This window comes from Nostoc sp. ChiQUE01b, from assembly GCF_034531255.1.
Taxonomy (GTDB): domain Bacteria; phylum Cyanobacteriota; class Cyanobacteriia; order Cyanobacteriales; family Nostocaceae; genus Nostoc.
The window spans coordinates 22,671-45,704 of the sequence record NZ_JAVRBM010000071.1 but is presented as its reverse complement, the minus strand read 5'-3'; the positions used below and the strand labels follow the sequence as shown (position 1 = coordinate 45,704).

At 40.0% G+C, this 23,034-nt stretch carries 14 protein-coding genes; 6 read left to right on the top strand and 8 right to left on the bottom strand.

What is annotated here, in order from left to right; genetic code table 11:
* Window positions 1-348: 348 nt before the first annotated feature.
* Entirely contained in the window at window positions 349-876 is a 528-nt protein-coding gene (locus RMY63_RS31800) for a hypothetical protein (RefSeq protein WP_322732519.1), read from the top strand.
* A gap of 361 nt (window positions 877-1,237) precedes the next feature.
* Here RMY63_RS31800 and RMY63_RS31795 read toward each other — a convergent pair whose 3' ends face one another.
* The 7 genes from RMY63_RS31795 to gvpA all read right to left on the bottom strand — a co-directional run bounded on the left by RMY63_RS31795 (window position 1,238) and on the right by gvpA (window position 5,495).
* Window positions 1,238-1,648 (bottom strand): FHA domain-containing protein, encoded by a 411-nt coding sequence (locus tag RMY63_RS31795; protein WP_322732518.1) that lies wholly within the window; start codon window positions 1,646-1,648, stop codon window positions 1,238-1,240.
* Between the two features lie 35 nt (window positions 1,649-1,683).
* Window positions 1,684-2,907: a vWA domain-containing protein gene (locus tag RMY63_RS31790; protein WP_322732517.1), complete on the bottom strand. Its 1,224-nt coding sequence runs from the start codon at window positions 2,905-2,907 to the stop codon at window positions 1,684-1,686.
* 165 nt (window positions 2,908-3,072) lie between these two features.
* Window positions 3,073-3,345: a hypothetical protein gene (locus RMY63_RS31785; protein WP_322732516.1), complete on the bottom strand. Its 273-nt coding sequence runs from the start codon at window positions 3,343-3,345 to the stop codon at window positions 3,073-3,075.
* 203 nt (window positions 3,346-3,548) lie between these two features.
* Window positions 3,549-3,737, bottom strand: coding sequence for a hypothetical protein (locus RMY63_RS31780; RefSeq protein ID WP_322732515.1), 189 nt, complete (start codon window positions 3,735-3,737; stop codon window positions 3,549-3,551).
* A complete protein-coding gene (gene gvpN / locus RMY63_RS31775; protein ID WP_322732514.1) occupies window positions 3,734-4,657 on the bottom strand; it encodes a gas vesicle protein GvpN in 924 nt (307 codons plus the stop codon). The genes RMY63_RS31780 and gvpN overlap by 4 nt, the downstream gene beginning before the upstream one ends.
* A gap of 2 nt (window positions 4,658-4,659) precedes the next feature.
* The gene (gvpC, locus tag RMY63_RS31770; protein ID WP_322732513.1) at window positions 4,660-5,115 is read right to left on the bottom strand and encodes a gas vesicle protein GvpC; all 456 of its coding nucleotides are present in this window, start codon (window positions 5,113-5,115) and stop codon (window positions 4,660-4,662) included.
* A 161-nt stretch (window positions 5,116-5,276) separates the two neighbouring features.
* Window positions 5,277-5,495 (bottom strand): gas vesicle structural protein GvpA, encoded by a 219-nt coding sequence (gene gvpA, locus RMY63_RS31765; RefSeq protein WP_322732512.1) that lies wholly within the window; start codon window positions 5,493-5,495, stop codon window positions 5,277-5,279.
* Between the two features lie 985 nt (window positions 5,496-6,480).
* Between gvpA and RMY63_RS31760 the strand changes: the two genes are divergently transcribed.
* The 5 genes from RMY63_RS31760 (at window position 6,481) to RMY63_RS31740 (ending at window position 17,597) form a co-directional block, all read left to right on the top strand.
* A complete protein-coding gene (locus RMY63_RS31760; protein WP_322732511.1) occupies window positions 6,481-11,670 on the top strand; it encodes a hypothetical protein in 5,190 nt (1,729 codons plus the stop codon).
* A 510-nt stretch (window positions 11,671-12,180) separates the two neighbouring features.
* Complete coding sequence (locus tag RMY63_RS31755) at window positions 12,181-13,593, top strand: hypothetical protein (RefSeq protein ID WP_322732510.1); 1,413 nt, start codon at window positions 12,181-12,183, stop codon at window positions 13,591-13,593.
* A 45-nt stretch (window positions 13,594-13,638) separates the two neighbouring features.
* Entirely contained in the window at window positions 13,639-14,661 is a 1,023-nt protein-coding gene (locus RMY63_RS31750; protein ID WP_322732509.1) for a DUF2235 domain-containing protein, read from the top strand.
* A gap of 75 nt (window positions 14,662-14,736) precedes the next feature.
* On the top strand, window positions 14,737-16,371 hold the full coding sequence (locus RMY63_RS31745) for a peroxidase family protein (RefSeq protein ID WP_322732508.1): 1,635 nt from the start codon (window positions 14,737-14,739) through the stop codon (window positions 16,369-16,371).
* 32 nt (window positions 16,372-16,403) lie between these two features.
* Window positions 16,404-17,597, top strand: coding sequence for a catalase (locus RMY63_RS31740; RefSeq protein ID WP_322732507.1), 1,194 nt, complete (start codon window positions 16,404-16,406; stop codon window positions 17,595-17,597).
* A 139-nt stretch (window positions 17,598-17,736) separates the two neighbouring features.
* Here RMY63_RS31740 and RMY63_RS31735 read toward each other — a convergent pair whose 3' ends face one another.
* A complete protein-coding gene (locus tag RMY63_RS31735; protein WP_322732506.1) occupies window positions 17,737-22,896 on the bottom strand; it encodes a LamG-like jellyroll fold domain-containing protein in 5,160 nt (1,719 codons plus the stop codon).
* Window positions 22,897-23,034: the final 138 nt, after the last annotated feature.

Here is a 23,034-nt window from a genome sequence, read left to right as displayed (position 1 = left end):
CAATCACTTCTTTTATATATCCTACGTCCTAACTGAGGTGACGACTGCTATATCTGGTCAGGAGAAAAATTCCTGAAAAGAAAAAGCGGTCAGCGATGTTCAACTGACCGCAAATTGGTCAATGCTGATAAAAGGAAAAATTTCAACAGCTTGACCATGACATTGGTCTTGTCAGCTTTTGGTGATCAATAGCTGTTTACGGACGCGATCGCTTCCGTTATGGATGGAAGAAACAAAATAAGATGCACCGAAAAAAATTACACTGTTATTGTGTCCTGACAGTTAAGACCGATCCCCCAATGGTGCTTTGTCGCCCGTACAGAAGCTTGGTTCTGGGTTGAGACGGTTATGACATTGGTGAAATGGCTGCTGCCAGGCACTACTGGGATGGCAATTATTCGAGCAATTGTTGCTGGAGAAACAGACCCACAAATTTTGGCAGCGAAAAGACATCACCGTACTAAACGCTCTGAAACAGAAATTGCTGCTGCTTTAAATGGTGATTATCGCAATGAGCATATTTTTGTACTTCAACAGGAACTACAACTTTATGATGTCTATCAAGCTCAGATAGCCGCTTGCGATCGCCAAATACAGGAGTGTTTGGCTCAATTGGCAAGAGCAATTCTGCCGAGTCGTGCTTTTTATCGTCGCTTACGTTCTCGCCTTGGTACGCCCAAAGCTATCACTGCTACTGCTCATAAGCTGGCAAGAATTTTCTATCGACTTTGGACAACTGGAGGTAACTATCAAGATATTGGCATGGATTATTATGAGCAACGTTACCAAGAAAGAGTTATCAATAATCTCCAAAAAAAGGCTCTAGCTTTAGGTTTTGAGCTTGTTCCTCAGCCCGAAGCAAATACGGTTTCTTAGGAGCAACCGCACAGGCGGCACTGCCACCCGCTATGAATAAAAGAAACTATTTTGAGGCGACTAATGAACGGGTATATTAATAATTATCCTGACAGTTAAAACCGAACCCACAATAGTGTGTTGAGCCTGATTAGGAGCATGGTTCTGGGGCTTTATGGCGATGACATTGGTGAAGGACAAAGTTTCCTATCCCGTTTGAAAGATTATCTATGAGTACATCCCCAGGTCAGGGATCTCATTATGATTTAACCCTAGAGTTCAGATTAATTCTAGGCAATTTTGATGTGTGAAAATTTATGCAATATAGAAATTTTCACCATTTTTAGCGTTTCTAACCTGTAAGTGTGGAGCAAAGAGTTTCTCACAAGAGGGATAGGATTGTCACTTCAAACTCTAAATCGCCCAGCCTGATTTTACTGCCGACTCTAAGTAAGGCAGGGGCTGAGGGTTGATTAATTTGCTGGGGGATGAGTTGCTGTCCGTTCACAAACGTACCGTTACGACTAGCAAGATCCACAATCTGAAGCTTTTGATTCACCCACTGCACGATCGCATGATGCCGCGATACAGTTAATATCGGCCCTTGTTCGTAGCCACTCAAATCGATGTCAACGATGATATGTGGTGGATACTTGCGTCCAATTAGCGATCGCAATCGATTCAGCGGAAAACTATTTTGAGCTTTCGGGCCATTATGTACCGCTAGGTAAGCTGTATCGGGAGTAAGTTGGCTGAGTCCGGGAATTGGATCGGAACCTAGACCACTAAACATAGGGAAGGGGGGAAGGGGAAGGAGGGAAGGGGAAATTACGAATTATTTTGGCGTGTGGCTATTAGTAAATCTGTGGTTTGGTGGGCGCTAAGTTTACCTGTTTTCTGAAGATCGTTCAATTGCTGAGATACTTCACGAGCAATTGTTATCTGACCTGATTTTAAAGCTGCTGCCTGAATTTGACTCAAGAGTTCTCCTGTTTGCAGAGGATCGTTTGCCAAGGTGAGTTCGGTGCTGTAGCGATTGATATCCCAGCAAAGGCGATCGCGATCGACTTCCTGATTAACTTGCTGTGCTTCTGTGTAGGAGGAGGTAAATTGCAGGGAAGGGGAGAGGGAAGGGGAAGGGGAAGGTGATAATTGAATTTGGGCGATCGCGTAATTACCGAGAAGTTGATTTGTACTTAATGCAGGTACTTCTAAAGCTAACAGTATGTCTGTTGCAGTATCTACTCGCAAGTTTCGTAAGTGAATTTCTTGGGAGGCTGTTTCTATCAAAGGTAGGTAATCAGGACGGAACTGACAGCATTTTTTGAGCTTAACTCCAGCCGTCAAGTTCAATTTTATAATTGCATCTGTAAGTGCGATCGCTTGTACCGCCTGCAATCGTTCTTGTAGTTGGGGTGTCAGCAGTGTCGGATTGTCTGCATACATAAACGTTCCTTGTCCGCGATCGCTCAAGCTGATCAGTAACGCTGAATTAAAATCGGCAGCATCTCCTAATCCTACGGTACAGAGGGTAATACCATCTTCTGCCATTTTCTTGGCTTGCTCAATCAAAATTGCTGCATCCTCCAAAACCTCTCCTTGTCCAGTAGTTGGATGCCCATCTGTAATCAGAATTCCTATCCTTGCTCTCTGTGTCTCTGAAGATAAAACAGACCCAATCCAACTCAAGGCTAAATCAGTTCTGGTAACTCCTTGGGCGACTAAGTTATGCACAACAGCTTGCAGTTTGTCAAGTTGATTATTTTGCAGATTTTGCACTAGAGGAGTCACCCAATCAGCAAAGCCTGCTATGGAAATGCGATCGCTCTCTCGTAACTGAGATACTAACGCCTGGGTTGCTGCTTTTGCCCATTGCCACTTTTCACCCTGCATTGATGCGCTAGTATCCAGAGCAACAGCCAATTGCAACGGTAATGTCGCCTGTCTTTGGACATCGCCCAACGACGGTAAAATCCGCACTCGCAGAATATGTTCTGAGAGTTGCGAACTAACTTTAGCAGGGCGATCCCAATCAAGTTGTAGGTTGAACATAAGAGTTAAAATGATTCGTAGTTGATAATTCCTAATTGAAAAAGTGGCATTGCTTAATTGGACTATGAATAACTCTCATACTTTTTGAAATTCTCTACGTGAGTAAACCATATAATCAATCAGCAACGCCAAAAAATTAATTACGAATTACGAATTACGAATTATTTAGTAACGCCGCATCTCGTTAAGGAACTTGTTCTGATAGTGCAAAAACTCTTGGCGTGATTCCTCAGAACGACGTTTATGATCTGTGTGAATATCCTTCCGCAAATTCTCAAGTTCTTTAATCCGATTTTCTTGATCCTTAAGAAACTTGCGTTGATATCTGAGATACTCGCTGTGCCATTCTTGAAAGCGACGTTCACCATCCCGCACCAACATCTGGCGATAATGTTCGTGAGCCAGTAAATGCGAAGGAACGTTAGAAATATCTGCCATGATTAAAAACCTCAAAGTAAAGGGGAAGGGGAAGGGGACAAGAAGAGGATGGGAGGATTAGGGAGCAGAGGAGATGGGGGAAACAAGGAGATAGAGAGCAGAGGAGATGGGAAAAACAAGCTAATTTAAAATACAGTTTTTTTCCTCTACCCCTTCCTTCTACCCCTTCCTTCTACCACTTCCCCTTCCCCTTCCCCTTCCTTCTATAACCGTTTCCATTGCTTGATTAACCATTGTCTACGGGCTTCACCAGCTAGCATTTTGGCTGTAGCACCAACAGCACGAGCGCGATCGCTACCAGATAAGTCCAAACCGCTTAAGGTTTGGCAAGCCCGAAAACTAGAAATCGTTGCGCCTGTGCGAATTTGGCGCATGGTGCGAATCTGGATCATCGCTTTACCTCCCGACGTTTAGCAATTAGTTTGCCTGCTATTGGCAGTTCTTGAAACAGTTCCTCTAAAATCAACTTTGACTCACTTAAGGGCAGTTTAGAACGAGAAAGCAAGACATCCCTACAGATATCTTGAAAGTCGTCGCTATTGACATTGATAGGAACATTCTGGTTGTTACAGACTTTAGCGACAATCAAACAAGCCCGCAAACCGGAAGCCTTGTCATTTTTTGTCCGCTGTTGAAACTGCTTGACCAAATGGACAACGGCTAGCGCATCCTTACGAGCCAACCCTGCTTTTTGAACAAGTATCTCCAGTTGGGTTGTTTCGTCTGGTTCGGGAATATCTATTGTCACTAAACGATCCATGAGTGCATCTTGCGTGCCGTGTACCCCGCAATACTCCTCTGGATTGGAGGTAAAGATTGCCCGGAACTCAGGATGAACGCGAATATATTCCTGGCGATTAGCAGTTGCTGGCAATACTAACAGCTTTTCCTCCAACGCCGAAAGCAAGACGTTATTCACTTCAGGACGAGAACGATTAAATTCATCGTAAATCAGGGTGAAACCTTCGCGGCAAGCTGTAGTTAGGCGTGAATCAACCCAGGATTCCCGTAATTCATCCTCCATCTTGACGACGTTATGAATGTAGTTATCTATAATCTTCTTACGGCTGTAACCCCGTTGATTGCCGATTAAATCGGAGGATTTGTATTCATCGTCTCCAAACACTAATAAAATAGGACGCTCTAGCATATTCGCTAGATGTACTGCTAGTGTAGTTTTACCTGTACCAGCAGGGCCGCGCAGGTGAATGGAGAAGCCTGTGTGCAGATAACGTAAAGCACGCTTTGTCATATGATTGACTTTCGGCGTTTCGATGAAATTTTGTGAGTTAACTTGGAGAACTGTAGCCACAATTATCTCCAATCAAGATTACTGGATTTTACTCCCGGAGTTAGAGCGTTTGCTTGGAGATTGTCAAATGAGGGTGCTGTTCCCCAAACGTAATCTTGCAAAGCAGCGACAAAAGCGGCTCGTTCTTGAGCTTGTTCTGTCCAAGTTTGCTGTTGCTGCGATCGCGTTTCTTCCAAAAAGGCAGCTACCTCGGCTTGCAAGGTGGTATGGAAGTTATTTAACGATTCGCGCATGGCAGCAGACATAGCAGCGCGATCGGCAGTGGTATTATGCAGAAATTCTGCTGTTTCAGCCGCTAAGTTTTGGCAAAACTCTTCCAGCCAAGCTCGTTGATACTGATGCAAAGCTGCCATTTCTGCCTGAAATTGCTGACGAGTTTCCAGCACATGTTGTTGACGTAAGCGAACTTCCTGTTCGCGTTGCTGCCGTGCAGCGTACCATTGTTCTCTAAGAGACACAACTTAAACTCCTTCCCGGCTGTACTATATAAAAAACCACAAATCAGCTTCTTCTAAACTATTACTTTTGAGCGTTATTACTGAAAATGCCTGCTACTGTGGTTTGGGGTTTGGCAACAGGCAAACTAACTAAGAGTATATCAAAAGGGCAATAACCTGACTTAAGCAGCTGGTACAGCAGCTTGAGCAGTCAAACCAACAGCTTCAGCATACTTTAAATATGTTTCTACCGATGCAATTACTATCCGTGCTTCTACTGCTAAGAGTTCGATCCCAACTAAGGATACCCGTACCCATAAATCAATGACAACACCCTTATCAAGGATACGATCGATTACCTCTGCTAAGCTCGAGGACGAGTTTACTTTTTCAACAGCCATGATAGATTACTCCATAATTTCGATAAATCCTTTAAAAACCTGTTGCTGAGATAGTCTACAAAACATACCTCAATTTTATTTGGCAAGTAGTTTTACCAGGTTCAATGGCAGGTTTTTCTTCAGATATTTACAAATTGAGTAGTGTTTATTACTCGTAGTTATTATTGCGTAAATAATTCCAAATTACAATGTTAATTTTTTTTACTTAAACATCATCCATCTTGAGAACTGGAATTTCTTAAAGGAGATCCAAAAAATAAAATTTTCCTTGCCACTTACTTAACACCCGAAAATTAAAATTATTTTTTAACTTACCACAAAAAGGGCATTTTATTTATTGGAAGTTCCTAAAACTTCCTCTGGGTTCTCTAGTTGCTCTCCCAAAGCGAACTCTTTGCACAAACAGTAATAATTTCAGTAGACCAAAAAGTAGGAAAAGTAGGAAAAGTAGGAAAAGTAGGAAAAGTAGGAAAAGTGAGAAAAGTAAGATATTTAATATTAAGTAGGTTGGCATGATAAAACTAAACTATATAAAGGAAGATAAACTAGGCTGAAACCTTGCTTTATCTTGCTTATCACCCCTTATTCTTTATTTATTTTAACTACAAAATTTGACGCAGACCTACTTATATATTCTTGAAAAAATCCAGTTATCAAGATGGATGAGGTTTTATCTATCTCTCCAGATAGATAAAATTTGATATATTTTTCTAGAAGAAAAATGATATGATTTTTTTGCTGTTATGTATTTGTTCGGTTTGAAGTAGAAGTGCTTTCATCAATCGATATTGAGCTACTTTTATTCCAACGATCGCATTCTACTTTGAGCATTTCTGTTTCGTTCTCAGCTACACCTACTTATTTAAAGTAATAAGTGGGTTGTCTACTGCTTGGATTTTGATCCTTTACTTTACATTGAAATTCATAAAGCTCTGCAAATATGAAATTCTTCAATTTTATCTACAAGAAAAAAAGGGAAAAAAGCATGAATAAACAAGTAAGCTCTATACCTACTGTTGATTTAGTTATCGTCATCGATACTAGTCCTTCGATGAAAGACGAAGCGCAGGCTCTAAGTGATGCTGCTATGAGTGCGATCGCATCTGCTAAATCTAATTGTCCAACAGAATTAAGAGTAGTTTGGTTAGGGATAGAAGGTATTTGGAAAGGGACAAACTTTGACCAAACTATCAGAGCTTATCTTACTCAAAAGTCTAAGGTATCTGAATCCAAACTTCGGGGTAGAAAAAGAGGAGAACTAAAGTCTGCAGGAGCGCAAGAAGATGCAGCTCGTGCCATTGAAGATATCTCAGAATACTTTGATTGGCGCAAAGGTGCAGCACGAGCTATCTTTTATCTCGGCGATGAAGCACTGGATGGGGGTGGAGATAAAACAGAGCAAAAGGATATTACGGCGGCTGATTTGGCTATCCAAAAAGCCAAAACAGCAGAAGTTACCGTTCACACCTATTTTGGAACTTCTAAGAGCAAGTATCAAGAAGGTATCAAAACCGAATACAGCAGAGTTGCAACCTCAACAGATGGACAATCTTTTACAGATAAAGACGCTATCAGTGGTTTTAGTGCAGTTTTAGAAAAAGTTATCTGTGGTAGTCGCACAGCTAAAACAATTAAGCTCAAACCAGGAGCAGTTTATATTCAAGATTGTGTCTCCAATGAATTAAGCAAACTTTATACTCTAGATTTAGTCACAGGTAAAGCTACCTTTATTGGCGAGATAGTTACAGAAGTTTCTGACATTGCTTTTGTCGGTTCTCAACTATATGGACTTGATCGAGACAAGGATAAGACCAGACTAGTTAAAATTGACCTCAATTCCGGTGATGCTACTGTAATTGGTGATATTGGCTTTGCTACATCTGGTTTAGCATATAATCGCCAGCGTCATACCCTCTACGCTACAACTGCTAAAGAACTGATTACTATTAATCTTGAAACAGGTAAAGGTACACCAGTAGTAACGGTTGCCGATAAAAACTACAACTGTGGCGAAGTTGCTTTTGATGCTGATGGCAAAGCTTATATTACCTTGATTGGTTACGACAAGAAGAAAGTATTAGCTTGCTCCAATCTTGATACAGGTGAAGTCAAAACTCTCGGTGATATTGGCTTTGCCGATCTTGCAAGTATGGAGTTTGTTGGTGATATTCTCTATGGCGTAACTGGCAACTTCTTTAAGTTAGGTAAAGACGGTCAATTAATCCGTATTGATACTACCACGGGTATTGGAACTTTAGTTGCCATAACCGATCCCATTGGTCGTTGGGCAGGTATCACTATTTATGAACCAGCTACAGCAGCAGTAACAGAAATCGTTCCAGAAGTAAACTCAAACAAAAAATCCGAAGAGACAAAATCTCAAGAAATTAAAGTTATCAAGGAAGAAAGTATGAGTATTTTAACCATCGATACTAAAAACAATTGTTACGTTATCAACCCCGATCAAATGAATAACCTGCAACAAAATGTTGCAACTTCCTTTACTTTCGAGAAAGGTACTTTTGATATCAAAATTACTGATGGTCGCTACAGCTATGCCCAGAGTAAAACAGAAAGTGAACCTTTTGTTTTACTCTGGATATATGGGGCTGATGGTAGTACATTTATCAATAAAAACACAGGTTTTGAAGTAGGTGCAACCTGGACAACCTTAAATGGATATAACGATAGTCTGAAGTTAGAAGTCAAAAAGAAAGCAGTTCTGAACGCCTTGTTTTTTGATGTCAACAATGCTGATAACAGTGGAGGAATTAATCTTTTTATTACTAGTAATAAAGCATTTTTCAGTCCTCAGACTTTAACAGTAGACAGTAAACGCAATTGTTATGTGCTGGATGAAACAAATCTGTCTACCTTGAAACAATCGGGTTCCAATTTTGTTGAATTAACACCTGGAAATTATAAGATAAAAATTCGTGAAGGGAATGCCAGCTATTGGTCAGATAAAAAGAAATTTAATATAGAACCTTGGGCTTTAATTTGGGCCAAAGGCGGAAAATTTATTACAAAACTCACTAATATTGAAGTTGAAGAAACTTGGTTTTCATTGAATGGTCTGAAAGACGAAGTAGTTTTAGAGGTCAAAGAAAAAACTACTTTATCAGGTTTATTTATTGATACCTACAAAGAAGATAACGAAGGCCAAATTATTCTGGCAATAGAGCCAGTGAGTGCAACTGAACTGACCCAGAAGTATAAAAAGCAGGAGAATAAGGTAACTGTTACAAGAGGGTCTGTTACAAATATTACAACAGAGTCTATAACAAATGGTACAACCGAAACTGTTATAAATATTCAAGGCTCAGGTGGATCTGTGAGTCGTGAAGCGGTAGGTGCGAACAGCTCAAGCGAAACTGTTACAAATATTCAAGGCTCAGGTGGATCTGTGAATCGTGAAGCGGTAGGTGCGAACAGCTCAGTAGAGTTTACCTTTCGTTTTAACGAAGACGAGTTTAAGAAGAAGTGGGAGGAACAGTTACAGCAGATTGATGCATCTATTAACGTGATAGATGAAGCTGATGTGACGCTGGAGGCTAAGTATTGGGATCAGCTCGAAACTTGGTTGCTGAAGAACTACGAGAAGCACTTTAAGAATTTGGCTGTAGAAGTGGCAAAGGTCAGATTCTCAATGGATGCTTATATACAGCAGATGGAATTTAGTCTGAACCAGCACTTGCAAGGCTGGTCTGGCTACTTAGACAAGCTTGTAGAAGATAAGATCAACGTTGAGATATCAAAGAAAATTAATCAACAAATCAGCCAGTACGTAGACCAGACTTTTGAGCAAAGGATACGTAACAATGTCGGATTAATTATTAACAACATTGTCAATAAGCAGGAACTCAACCAGTACATCGATCGCCATGTCGATCGCCAAATCGACCAAAACTTAGAGGAAAAATTACGTAACAATGTTGCATTAATTATCAACAACATTGTTAATAAGCCAGAACTCAATCAGTATATCGATCGGCATGTCAATCAGCAAGTAGATCAAAGCTTCGAGCAAAAAGTACGTAACAACGTTGAATTAATTATTAACAACATCGTCAATAAGCCGGAACTCAACCAGTATATTGACCAGCATGTCAATGGCCAAATCGACCAAAGCTTTGAACAGAAAATACGCAATAACATCAGCGTCATTGCTCAGAACCTTGTTAATAATCCGGAACTGAACCAGTACTTCAACCAGGAAATCGACAATACCTTCGAGCAAAAGGTACGTAACAACGTTGAATTAATTATTAACAACATCGTCAATAAGCCGGAACTCAACCAGTATATTGACCAGCATGTCAATGGCCAAATCGACCAAAGCTTTGAACAGAAAATACGCAATAACATCAGCGTCATTGCTCAGAACCTTGTTAATAATCCGGAACTGAACCAGTACTTCAACCAGGAAATCGACAATACCTTCGAGCAAAAGGTACGTAACAACGTTGAATTAATTATTAACAACATCGTCAATAAGCCGGAACTCAACCAGTATATTGACCAGCATGTCAATGGCCAAATCGACCAAAGCTTTGAACAGAAAATACGCAATAACATCAGCGTCATTGCTCAGAGCCTTGTCAATAATACTGAACTGAAGCAGTACTTCAACCAGGAGATCGACAATACCTTCGAGCAAAAAGTACATAACAACATCGAATTAATTATCAACAACATCATCAATAAACCGGAACTTAACCAATATATTGATCGGCATGTAGACGGGCAAATCGACCAAAGCTTTGAGCAAAAAATACGCAACAACATCAGTTTAATTACCCAGAATATCATCAATGATAATACTGAAATTAAACAGTACTTTAGCCAGGAAATCGACCAAAGCTTCGAGCAAAAAGTACGTAACAACATCGAATTAATCATCAACAACATCGTCAATAAGCCGGAACTCAACCAGTATATTGACCAGCACGTCGATAGCCAAATCGACCAAAGCTTTGAGCAAAAAATACGCAACAACATCAGCGTCATTGCTCAAAACCTTGTCAATAATTCTGAACTGAACCAGTACTTCAACCAGGAAATCGACAATACCTTCGAGCAAAAGATCCAAAATCACATTCAAGTGATTACCCAGAACATTATCAATGATAATGATGTATTAAACCAGTACGTTGACCGACGCTTACAGCAAAACGTCACCAACAACACTGACGTTAACAACAGTATTGTGAACCTTGTTACCAACAGCACTGAAATTAACAGCAAGATTGAGAATGTCCGCAACGAGTGGAATGAGACATTTATCAGTTTGGTTACACAGCGAGTCGATGAACTGATTAAGATAATAGGTGGCAGAGAAACATTTGTCAGATTAATTACTCAAAACATCGTCAATAACAATACTGATATTAATCAGTATGTCAGCAAGCAAATCGATAATACCTACGAGCAAAAGCTACAAAATTACGTCAAGTTAATTACTCAAAATATTGTCAATAATAATGACATATTGAATCAGTACGTTGATCGCCGCTTACAACAGAATGTAACCAACAACAACGTCATCATTAACCAAATCTTTGATAACGATCAAATAACCCAGAAGATTCAGAATATCTTGAACGATAATTCTCAAATTCATCAGAAGATTGAGAGTGTTGTGATCAATAGTACTGAAATTAACAACAGGATTTTGAACTTTGTTGTCAACAGTACTGAAATTAACAACAAGATTAATAACGTCTACAGAGATGTTGACATCAAGATTGAGAACGTCCGCAACGAGTGGAATCAGACATTCATGAGTTTGGTTACACAGTACGTCGATGAACTGATCGGCATAATAGGCAACAGAGAATCATTCAATATTCAGGTTGCTAATGTAATCAACATCAAGATGGACGAGCTTCTCAACCAAATCTTGAGAATCAGGAACGAACTGACTGTGATCATTAACAACGCAGACAGACATCTCTATGAGTGGACTTTGGGAGAACTAATGGCAATCAAAGGTTGCTTAACCGATCGCCAAGCTCTTGTTGAGCAGCTAGTTACTTTCAGCGCTGAACTCAGAGTCAAGCTGGATAGCACCAACTGTGTAGATATCAACACATTCAAGCCGTTCAAACCTATTTCAGTAAATCCTGCACCACTGTCACCTGTAAAATCGCAGCAGTTACCAGGAAACAAATAACTAGTACCGCAAGGCGGAAGTCAAAAGTCAAAAGTCAAAAGTCAAAAGTATTATGGAATGGGCTTTTTAGGGATTTTAAATGGTTGCTCTATTGACGCCGTGACGTACTAGACTTTACTGAGTTGACTGAAAATTGATGGGGTAGAGGTTGCGTTAGAGCAATGCAATAACGCACTCTACTCCAATAAAACATCTAAATGTGAAAAAAATGACTGTTGGTGAAGACCGAACAAAACAAACCAGGGAAGGATGAGAATATTTTCCTAAATTTTGATGTAGCGATCGCTCTTTGATTTTTTTCCTAACTAGGTTTGCGATCGCAACTTGTAGGGTGGGTAGTGCCTTAAACTTATGTCCAGCTAATCAGATTTTACTAAGCATTGCCCACTCTACAGTCGAAAAATATAAATCCATATTTGAAGACTTTTGTCAATGCGTAAGTCCTAACATATTTAAATCTGCACCTCTGGTTAATAAAAAATTACTTTGCGTGGGTCGAAGATACTACTTATGGCAAAAAAAAGATATTCATCTGTTGGGGTATCAGTTTTATTAGCTCTCTTGATCCCAGTCCCCGTTTTGTCTGATGCACCACCTAATGTAATCAATGAACAGTTTAGGAGTTTGGAGAGTGAAAAAAACTCTACAGGGGAGATAGGAAAACAGCCTCAAGAATCTTCTAATATAAAACCTAATAATCCATCATCTTCGGGAAGAAAAATTGACTCAGGAAATCTGACATCCTCGCCTGTACAGAAAACAGACGAAATAGGAAAACAGCCTCAAGAATCTTCTAATATAAAACCTAATGATACATCACCTTCGGGAAGAAAAATTGACTCAGGAAATCTGACATCCTCGCCTGTACAGAAAACAGACGAAATAGGAAAACAGCCTCAAGAATCTTCTAATATAAAACCTAATGATACATCACCTTCGGGAAGAAAAATTGACTCAGGAAATCTGACATCCTCGCCTGATGACCCGATTCGCAGTTTCAATCAAAGTCAAGAAAACCAGAAAAATAATCCTACCTTACTTGATAATGTTGTACACTCAAGTACCTTGAACTCCTTTTTGAAAAATCCATTTTCATGGCTGCTGTGGTTGCTCTTGCTGGGACTGCTGGTTTTGCTTGTGTGGTGGTTCCGGAGGCGTCGTCAGCAGCAGGTCAACCAGTACGTTGACCAAATCCTTGAGCAAAAGATAAGTAACAATGTCGGATTTATTATTAACAAAATTGCTAATAAGCAAGAATTCAAGCATTATATCGACCAGTATATAGTTCAGCAAATCGACCAAATATTTGAGCAAAAGATACAAAATTCTATCCCATTAATAACTCACAACGTTGTGAATGATAATGAGGAATTAAATCAGTACATTAACCAGCGCTTATACCACAGTGTCATCAATAACACTAAAATTAACAATGAGATTGTAAACTGTGTTGCTAACAGTACTGAAATTAACAATAAGATTAATAAAGTCTACAGACATGTTGATATCAAAATAGAGAGCATCCGCAACGATTGGAATCAGACATTTATAAGTCTGGTCAGACAGTACGTTGATGAACTGATCGATATAATTGGTGGCAAAGAGGCATTTAACATCCTGATTGCGAATTCGATCGCTGTCAAGGTAGATGAGCTTCTCAACCAAATCATAAGAACCAAGAACGAACTGATTGTAATAATGAACGATGCAGATAGACATCTCTATGAGTGGACTCTGGGAGAACTCATAGCAATCAAAGGCTGCTTAACCGACCGTCAGGTTCTTAGCGATCAACTCGTTTCCTTCAGTGCTGAACTTAGAACCAAGCTCGATTGTACGCCCTGTGTAGACATCAAAAATTTCGAGCGGTTCAGACCTATCTCGATAGCTCCCAACCAGCAAGAGCAGATCGCTCGTTCATAACTACACAAAACGACGAGCAAAGCAATCTAATTGAGTTATAAAACCATGAAAAAAACTGGAAAACGTCTTGTAGTTTGCTGTGATGGAACGTGGCAACAGTTAACGAGTCCTTACCCAAGCAATATAGTTAAGCTGGCTCAATCTGTAAAACCAATTGCCAGTGACGGGGTTCCACAGATTGTATTCTACGACGAGGGCATTGGAACCGAGAGCCAAAAAGTTTTAGGCGGAGCGACTGGACTAGGAATCGATAGAAATATAGAAGATGGTTACCGATTTCTTAGCCTCAATTATGTTCGTGGTGATGAAATCTATCTGTTCGGCTTCAGTCGTGGTGCCTACACAGTCAGGAGTCTAGCGGGGATGATCTATTGTTCAGGTCTGCTAGACCGACCCCATGTCACCAAAGCACATGAAGCTTACGAGCTTTACCGTAACGGAGGTGTGAAACCAAAGGATCAAGAAGCAGTAAAATACCGTGAAAGTTACGGCGATCGCGTTCCGATTACCTTGATCGGTTGTTTTGACACCGTTGGAGCGCTTGGTATTCCTGGGTTAGCTGTCTTGAAAAATTTTCACGACCAGCTCAATGAGCGCTACAGTTTTCACGACACTACTTTAAACAAAGATATCCAAAATGCACTGCACGCAATGGCGATCGACGAAATCCGTGAATCCTTTGATGTGACTCCCATGAAACCGCATCCTGAGACTGAAAACCAACGAGTGATTCAAAAGTGGTTTCCAGGTGGACATGGTTGCGTTGGTGGTGGAACTGAAGAACACAGCGGGTTATCTGATGCTGCATTACAGTGGATGATTGATTCTATAGGTGATTTAGGATTGGGACTTGACTTCGATACAAGTGTGATTCCCACAGGCATCAACCCCAATTATGAATGTGAGTTTGAGAACGATCCTGGATTCTTTAAATTGGCAGGAATCAAGCTGCGTGAGATAGGCGATGCCATTGAAGATATTCATGACAGCACAATCAACCGTTTGAAAGGTCGCAAGGACTACCGACCCGAAAATTTAAAAAACATTATTGACAAATTATTGGATTAATTCGAGATTTTGAAATTCCTTTGCGATCGCTAAAAGCACAAGATTCTAAGTTCAACCAATACACAGATAATAACTATGGCTGGTAAAAGAGACACATCTAAAGACGGTTTAAGCAATAAAATTCAAACATTAGTTTTAACTAACTTTAAAGGTCTTTGGCAATTGATCCAAAGCAATGAATCTCTCAAACGTAAAGTTAACAAAACGCTGATCAATAGTCTCATCTACAAAATTCCTACTCGTCCCAATCCGTACAGTATGATGACTCTAGATGAGTATACTCCTGATACTAAAATTCCTAAGAAAACTGATACTTATACTTCCTGGGAATTACTCAACGATCGCACTTATACCGGACGACATTTACCACCCGATCCAAAGTTAAACTCTGAGGGAAATTTACCAAAAGTTGAAGACATAGCTGTTTTATTTCGGAAAAGAGATGGTCAAACAATTTACTCTCCCAAATCAACTATGTTGTTTCCCTATTGGGTGCAGTGGTTTACTGATAGCTTCCTCCGTATAGATCATAATAATAAATTAAAAAATACCTCCAATCATGAAATTGATTTGTGTAATGTTTATGGTTTAACTAGAAAACAAATACACCTTTTAAGAACCTTTGAAGGAGGGAAATTCAAAACTCAAAAACTCAAACGTCAAGATGGTGTAGAAGAAGAATATCCCCTGTTTTATTATGCCGATCCTGCACAGGGTATAGTCGATCCTCAATTTGTTGGTCTTTACGAACCCATCAATGATGAAAAAAGACAGCCAGCAGAGAAAAAACAATATCTGTTTGCGATGGGAGTAGAACGAGCGAATGTGCAAATTGGCTATGTCATGCTCAATACTTTATGTATTAGAGAACATAATCGTCTTTGTAATGAGTTAGCACGAAATTATCCAGATTGGGATGATGAACGTCTCTTCCAAACTGCCAGAAACATTCTCATGGCAATTATTCTCAAAATCATCATGGAAGAGTATATTAACCACATTACTCCCTATCACTTTAAGTTGTTTGCCGACCCTGAAGCTTTTGTTAAAGAAAGTTGGCATCAGCCTAATTGGATGGCAATTGAGTTTGACTTTGTTTATCGCTGGCATAGTGCGATTCCAGAAACGTTTATTTGTGACGGCAAACCCACTCATATTGCCGCATCTCTTTGGAACAATAAGATATTAATTGATAAAGGTTTGGGAGCATTGATGGAAGAAACTTGTTCCCAACCAGGTACAAAAATTGGTTTATTCAACACTCCTGATATATTAGTTGAGTTAACCGAGTTACCCTCAATCAGACTAGGACGGCAACTGCAATTAGCAAGTTACAACGATTATCGCCAATTGTGCGGTTTCCCCAGAGTAACAAAATTTGAGCAAATTACTGGCAATGAATTTGCTCAACAGAAACTTAAAGAATTATATGGTCATGTTGATAATATTGAGTTTTTTGTGGGAATCTACGCTGAGGATGGACGGGAAAATTCAACTATTCCTCCTTTAGTAGCACGTTTAATTGGGATTGATGCTTTTTCTCAAGCATTAAATAATCCTTTATTATCACCCAATATCTTCAATAAAGAGACTTTCTCTCCTGTAGGTTGGGAAATAATTCAAAGTACAAACACTGTCTCAGATTTAGTTAATCGCAACGTTCCGCCCTCAGGTAAGAAGTACAAAGTTACTTTTGACCTTAAGAATTAGAGAAATATTTTCAATTAATTCTACATAAATAAATGAAACTTTTTACCGAATATCCAGAAAAAGACGAAGCTAAATATTGCACTCTCATGAGCGAGCTAGTCAAAAAGAACATGGACAATCTTTATGGAGGTGATAAGAAAAAAACTGCCAAGAGAGATACTCACTCAAAAACCCACGCTGCTGTTCAAGGTACTTTAGAAATCTTTGACTTTGATGAAGCAGCAATTAAGCAAGAATTGAGCAAACGCACCTCATTAACTGAAGCTCAACTTCAAGCAATTTCTCTAAAACAAGGTTTATTTGCCAAACCGAAACAATATCCGGTTTGGCTACGATTTGCTAGTGGTGCTTTCTCCGTCAAAAATGATTATGAAGGAGATACGCGCTCTATGGCCGTAAAAGTGATAGGAGTAGAAGGAGAACGACTACCGCAAAGTCACGAGTTAAAAACCCAGGATATTATTGTCCACAATACCGAACTCTTTTTTATTAGAACCATCAAAGACTTTTACGGCTTTTTTTTGCAGGTTTATAGAGCAAAACTGTCTCCGTTTCTGATACCGTTCTTCCTTTTATGGCGAGCGTTGCATCCCTACGAATACACACTTCTAGAAACCAGTTTCAAACGGTTTCCCAAGACTTTGCTCATAGAACGCTATTGGAGTGCTTCGGCGTATTCTGTGGGACTCAAGTCTGATTTTGATCCCTACAAACCGGGTCAAGTTCCTGTGGAATATCCAGCTGTAATTAAATATGGATTTATTCCAGTTTCCAGTCAACCACCTCATCAACAGCTTCCTCTAGAGTCCAGACCAGAAAGTGAGCTTCAGCGTGTCAAAGCTTCAGGTTCAGAGGACAACTACTACCGAGAGGATATCATTCAAGCTTTAGCCAAGCCTGATGCTGAATACACTTGGGACTTTCAAATCCAATTTCAAACTAAACCAGAGATGTCGATTGATGATACTACCATTCCTTGGAATGAAGAAGAATCACCGTTCTTTACAGTTGGTCGTCTGACAGTTAAGCATCAGAAGGTTGATTCTCCCCTAGAAAATGACTTTGGGGAAAATCTCAGTTTTGCTCCCGGCAATGGTCTAGCAGTGCATCGTCCTGTCGGTGCGATTAATCGGTTACGCAGCATTATTTATCCTATTGTTGCTAATGACCGTCACGAAAAACGAGGAGTCAAATATCAGGAACCAACAGTCGGGGCAAAATTTTAGGTAATTGCTCAACTATCGCAAAGTTCCTAATAGCAACAGCCATTAGACATCTGGTGAAATTAATTCTGCGTTGTCCGAAAGCCTTGGTAGGGGCGAACGGCCGTTCGCCCTTACGTCATTGTCACCAGATGTCTATTGTTCAACGACCTTGGAAGATGTAGATAGCACCAACTCTGCGGAAGTGGGAATTATTTGCCCAAGCAGCAGTACTAAACACCCATTCGCCATCAATGGGAGTGCAGAAACCGAAATAGTTTTCGTAATGCAAGTCAGTTGGTTGCAGTTTTTGTTTTTGCTGCCATAAGCCTTTTTCTAGGTGGAAAACGCAAGCATCTCCGGTGTCGATTATTTTGGCAGAATTGGCACGGGTGGAACCAACGATCGCCATATCTTTAGCGATCGCCACCGTCGCACCAAAGAAGCCACAATATTTAGGATGCTCGGCTTGCAGTTTTTGTTTGGGTTGCCAGACTCCTTTTTCTAGTTGGTAAGTATAAACACTGCCAGCAGATAGAACATTGCCAATTTTAGTACCAACTGCCCCGACAAAAGCGTGTTCTCCAGCAATGGCGACGGAGTAACCGAATAAATCTTTCCCATCGACTTGAGTAGATTGTAGTTTCTGTTTGAGCTGCCAGACGCTATTTTCTAATCGGTATATATAAGCACCACCAAAAGGACGTTTGACATTAGCAGAGGCATAGCGATCGCCACCACCGATAATTGCCCACTCTCCACTAATGGCGATCGAGTTACCAAAGCATTGATTAACACCTAAATCTTTTGGTTGCAACTTCTGTATCTGCTGCCATATTCCATTTTCTAGGCGGAAAACATACACTGCGCCTGCGCCTCGATTACCGTTTGCTCTGGCGTTGTAAGCCCCAATTAAAGCCCACTCACCACTGATGACTAACCCTTTACCAAAGTAATCATGAGCAGCCAAGTCTATGGGTTGTAATTTTTGTACTTGCTGCCATACCCTGTTTTCCAAGCGGAAAGCGTAAGCGGCTCCAGTATCTTGCATTCCTACAGTATCGGCTTTCCTAGCTCCCACAATTGCCCATTCACCACTAATATCGACATCACACCCAAATTGATCGCTTACGCGCGAGTCATGAGGTTGCAACTTCTGTTTGAGATGCCACATTTTATTTTGCAATTGCAGAATGTAGGCGGCTCCTGCTTCTGGCAAACGCGATGCATTAGCTTTACGGGCACTGACGATCGCCCACTCTCCACTAATTGCGGCTTCTTCGCCAAAGAAAGAGTTACTATTTAAGTCTGTTGGTTGTAACTTCTGTACTTGTTGCCATCCGCGTCTGGTAATTAAGGGTTCATTCACGAAGAAAATTTGTCCGTCCCAAGCTGCACCAATCCTTTTTCCGTGCAAGGCGCGGTGAGTGCGATCTAAAACTTTATCTCCAGAACCTTCATTTAAAGGCCAGTAGCCAATTAATCCTGGCTCATTCCCCACCAGAGAACGGTGCAAATTATCTTCTATTTCTGCTTTGGTAAGTGCTTTATCCCAAACCTGAACTTCACTAATTTGTCCGTTGAAATATCGGGATGGCGAATCAACATCTCTGCCTATATACAACCGACCGTTATCATTATTTAATTGTCCTGGTGCTTCAGTGCGGGCAACTTCTTCGCCGTCAATGTATAAACGAATAGTGCGACCATCAAATGTGCCTGCATAATGATGCCATTTAGTAATATCTATGTTTGGTGTAAAACTCGCACATTTCCACATACCAGAACGAATATAAAAATGGAAAGTTTTGCCACCAGCTTCGGGATGTAAACTAAAAGGATTGCGTTTGGAAACTAGGCAACCATATTGATTCCAAATTGGCGTATTGCTTCTTGCCCAAGCTGAAACTGTGACTTGGTTACTAGAGTTAGTATGTTCTGGAATTTCTACATAATCACCCTTACCATCAAATGTTAATATAGGTTGCAAGTAATCTGATTGATAAGACTGGGGCCAAATGGCTCCATTGATAATACCTGTGTTGCTATTGCTGGTTTTATCTAAAACTTTATTACCACATCCCTCATTAAATGGCCAATAACCGATTAATCCTTGGTCATTTCCTAATAAACGGCGGTGCATATTTTTTTGTAATTCTTCTTGAGTACGAATCTTGTTCCAAAAACGTACTTCTGAAATCATGCCATCAAAATAACCGTCAAATGAGTAGTTACTCCGAGCAATGTAGTTAAGAGTGCGGTTAGTATTTTTAGGTAAATGAATTTTTCCAGATTTAACTTCTTCACCATTCCTATAGATTTTGCCAGTACCATCAGCACCAACCATTGCTGCTAAGTGCATCCACCTGTTAGGTTCTAATACATTGGTGGCTATGATTTGTTGCCCTACGCCATCGCGTTTAATATCTAAAATCAAATCATTATCTATTTCCAGATTCCCAAAGATGATGTTGTCTTTATCAATACCATTACCAAAGTCGATGATTCGTGAGGATTTTTGGAAGCTATTGTAATATACCCAAGCTTCGATTGTGAAACCTAAAGTGTAATCGAAATCCATTCTTGGTAATGAAATATGGTCGTCGTGACCATCAAATTTGAGACCAGATTTGATGACGTTTGGTTCATCGTTGACTGCCGCAGGTTTGATAAAGTTTTGTTGTGTCCAAGTAGCGAAAGATATTTTGCCATGATTGGCGCGTAGACGCGAAGCGGCTTGTCCTTGGACATCGCTTCTATCTCTAACTATATCGCCACTACCTTCATTTAAAGGCCAATAACCAACCAGCCCTAATTCATCTCCTCTGAGGGGGTTGTATATTTTACTTTTAATTTCGGTAGCAGAACGGGCGTAATTCCATACTACGACTTCCGCGATCGCACCTGACCAAAAATTATCAACTTTGCCAATCCAATAAGCAGTATCTTTATTATGGAAAAACTGCTCTGGGGCTGGTTGAGTTAATAAAAGTTCGCCATCACGATATAATCTGTATTCTGTCCCTTGTTTCACCCATGTGATATTAATCCACTCATCTTTAGCTTCAAAGAAGTTATTTATCCAGGCAAAATAACGTTTACCTGTTAAATCGTAAGAATCGTAAACTAATCCTGATTTCTCTGGAGTTAACCAGATTCCAGGTTTGCGATACTTATCTCCTTCATGACCAATAATTCCCTGCCAATTACCATCTTCAATTAAGGTCGGCTTAACCCACAAAGAAATAGTAAACTCTTTATCATTTTCAAAAGGGTCTTTGATTTCAATATGATTATCGTACCTTTGAAAATATAGGCTTGATGGTAAATGTAAGGCTTGATTATTAACAACTTTTGGGTGCCATTTCGCACCTTTAATTTTACCGTAGTTTTGTTCGCTAACTTTATTCGCAGTTAAATCGCCGTAGCTATCTTGCAAAGGCCAGTAAGCTACTAAATTAGGTTCATTACCATTCAGAGATTTACCGATATCTGCTTGAATTTCTATTAGTGTTTTGGCTTGATTCCAAATCGCAAATTCAGCTAGAGTTCCGTGATAATATGCAGAAGCGCTCCGAGCTAATCTGCCTATATTAGCAACTCTGGTTGTTGGGAGAGCTTTTGTTTTTTCGTTACCACTATGCCAGAGGAGTCCATTACGATAAATTTTCATCTCTCCCGCCGTGACATTTTTGACAAATGCCCAGTGCGTCCACTCATCTTGATATTCATAAACTTGGGCGGCTTTTTCTAGGCGATCGAAATTCTCTGTTGCTTGGGATATATCGCAGCCACAATCAAAGTAAACAATCCCATCAACATTGGGAAGTTGGATACTTAAAACTCGTTGATGGTCTTCGGCGATCGCTTCAATTATAGTAGCGTTTTTTGGCAGACGACTACCACCTTTAGCCCAAAAGGTGACAGTAATTTCATTGCCTGAAGGGATACTCTCTGGAAATAATTCTATATAATCGTCTACACCATCAAAATCTAGACCATATTCAATGAAGTTTGCCTTTTGCTCAAAAGCTTTTATGGAGTATTCCTGTTGCCAATTGGCTCCAATAATTTTACCAACATTGCCTCGACTGGTGCGATCGGTAGCTGTCTGGCCAATACCTTCGTTTAAAGGCCAATAACTCACTAATCCTGGTTCGTTATCTACTAAATGTTGATACCTACCAGCTTTAATTTCCTCTTGCGTTCTGGGGAAATTCCAGATAGAAACTTCTGCAATTTCACCCCACCAGAAGTTATCAACTCGACCTATCCAATAACAGGTGTGCTGGTTAGTATAAAATAGTTCGGGAGCGGTTTTGGTAATAAACAGTTCACCATTACGATAAAATCTGTATTCTGTTGCTTGTTTCACCCAAGTAATATGTATCCATTCGTTTTCAACTTCAAAAAAGTTATTTAAAACATCGCTATAACGTTTACCATTTAAGTCATAGGAATCGTAATGTAATCCTTGATTGGGAGATAACCACAACCCTGGTTTGCGATATTGATCTCCTTGTTTACCTATGCACCCATGCCAACCTTCATCATTGAGAAAGCTGGGTTTAACCCACAAGGAAATAGTGAATTCTTTATTGTTAGCAAACGGATCTTTAATCTCTATATAATCATTTTGTCCGTGAAAAGAGAGAACAGGTTGCGGATAACTTAAAGGGCTAGCAATAGGAAAGAAAATTTGCTGATACCAAGTTGCACCTTGAATTTTACCTTCTTCACTTGCTGTATAGCCGCTGCCTTCGTTTAAAGGCCAATAACCAACAAGTCCCGTTTCATTTCCTTCGAGACGACGGTGCATATCTCTTTGCAGTTCTTCTGGTAAACGTGCGTGTTTCCATAGACGCACTTCTGACAGCCGTCCGTTAAAATAGCCATCTTCTGAATAATGACTATTGCCGATAAAATTTTGAGTACGGTTGATACTTTCTGGTAGTTGAATTTTTCCCGATTGAATTTCTTGGCTGTTCTGATAAATTTTGACATTTCCCGCCGCATCTACTGTTGCTGCTAGATGTAGCCATTTACCTGTTTCTAAGGCTTTTTCAGCAATAATTTCTTGATTGTTGATATTTAAAACTAAAGTATCGCTAGCTCCTTGATTAGCAAAAACAATATTATTCTTGCCTGCACCATTACTAAAATCAATGATTGATGCACCAGATGTAAAGCTGTTGTAGTATACCCAAGCTTCTATTGTTAAACCTTGGGAATAGTTAATATTTAGCTCGGGTAAGATAATGCGATCGCTCTGTCCATCAAACTTGAGGACGTAGGGTAAGTAATTAATCTGCGTATTTGACATAGTTCTCCGAAAAAGAAGGGGAAGAAAAGGGGAAGCAGAAGGTGAAAGGGAAAAGGAAGGGAGAGAAATGATAATGTTGGGTTTCGTTCCTCAACCCAACTTACTCCTAGACTGTATTGCCGTTTAACTGAGAAATAT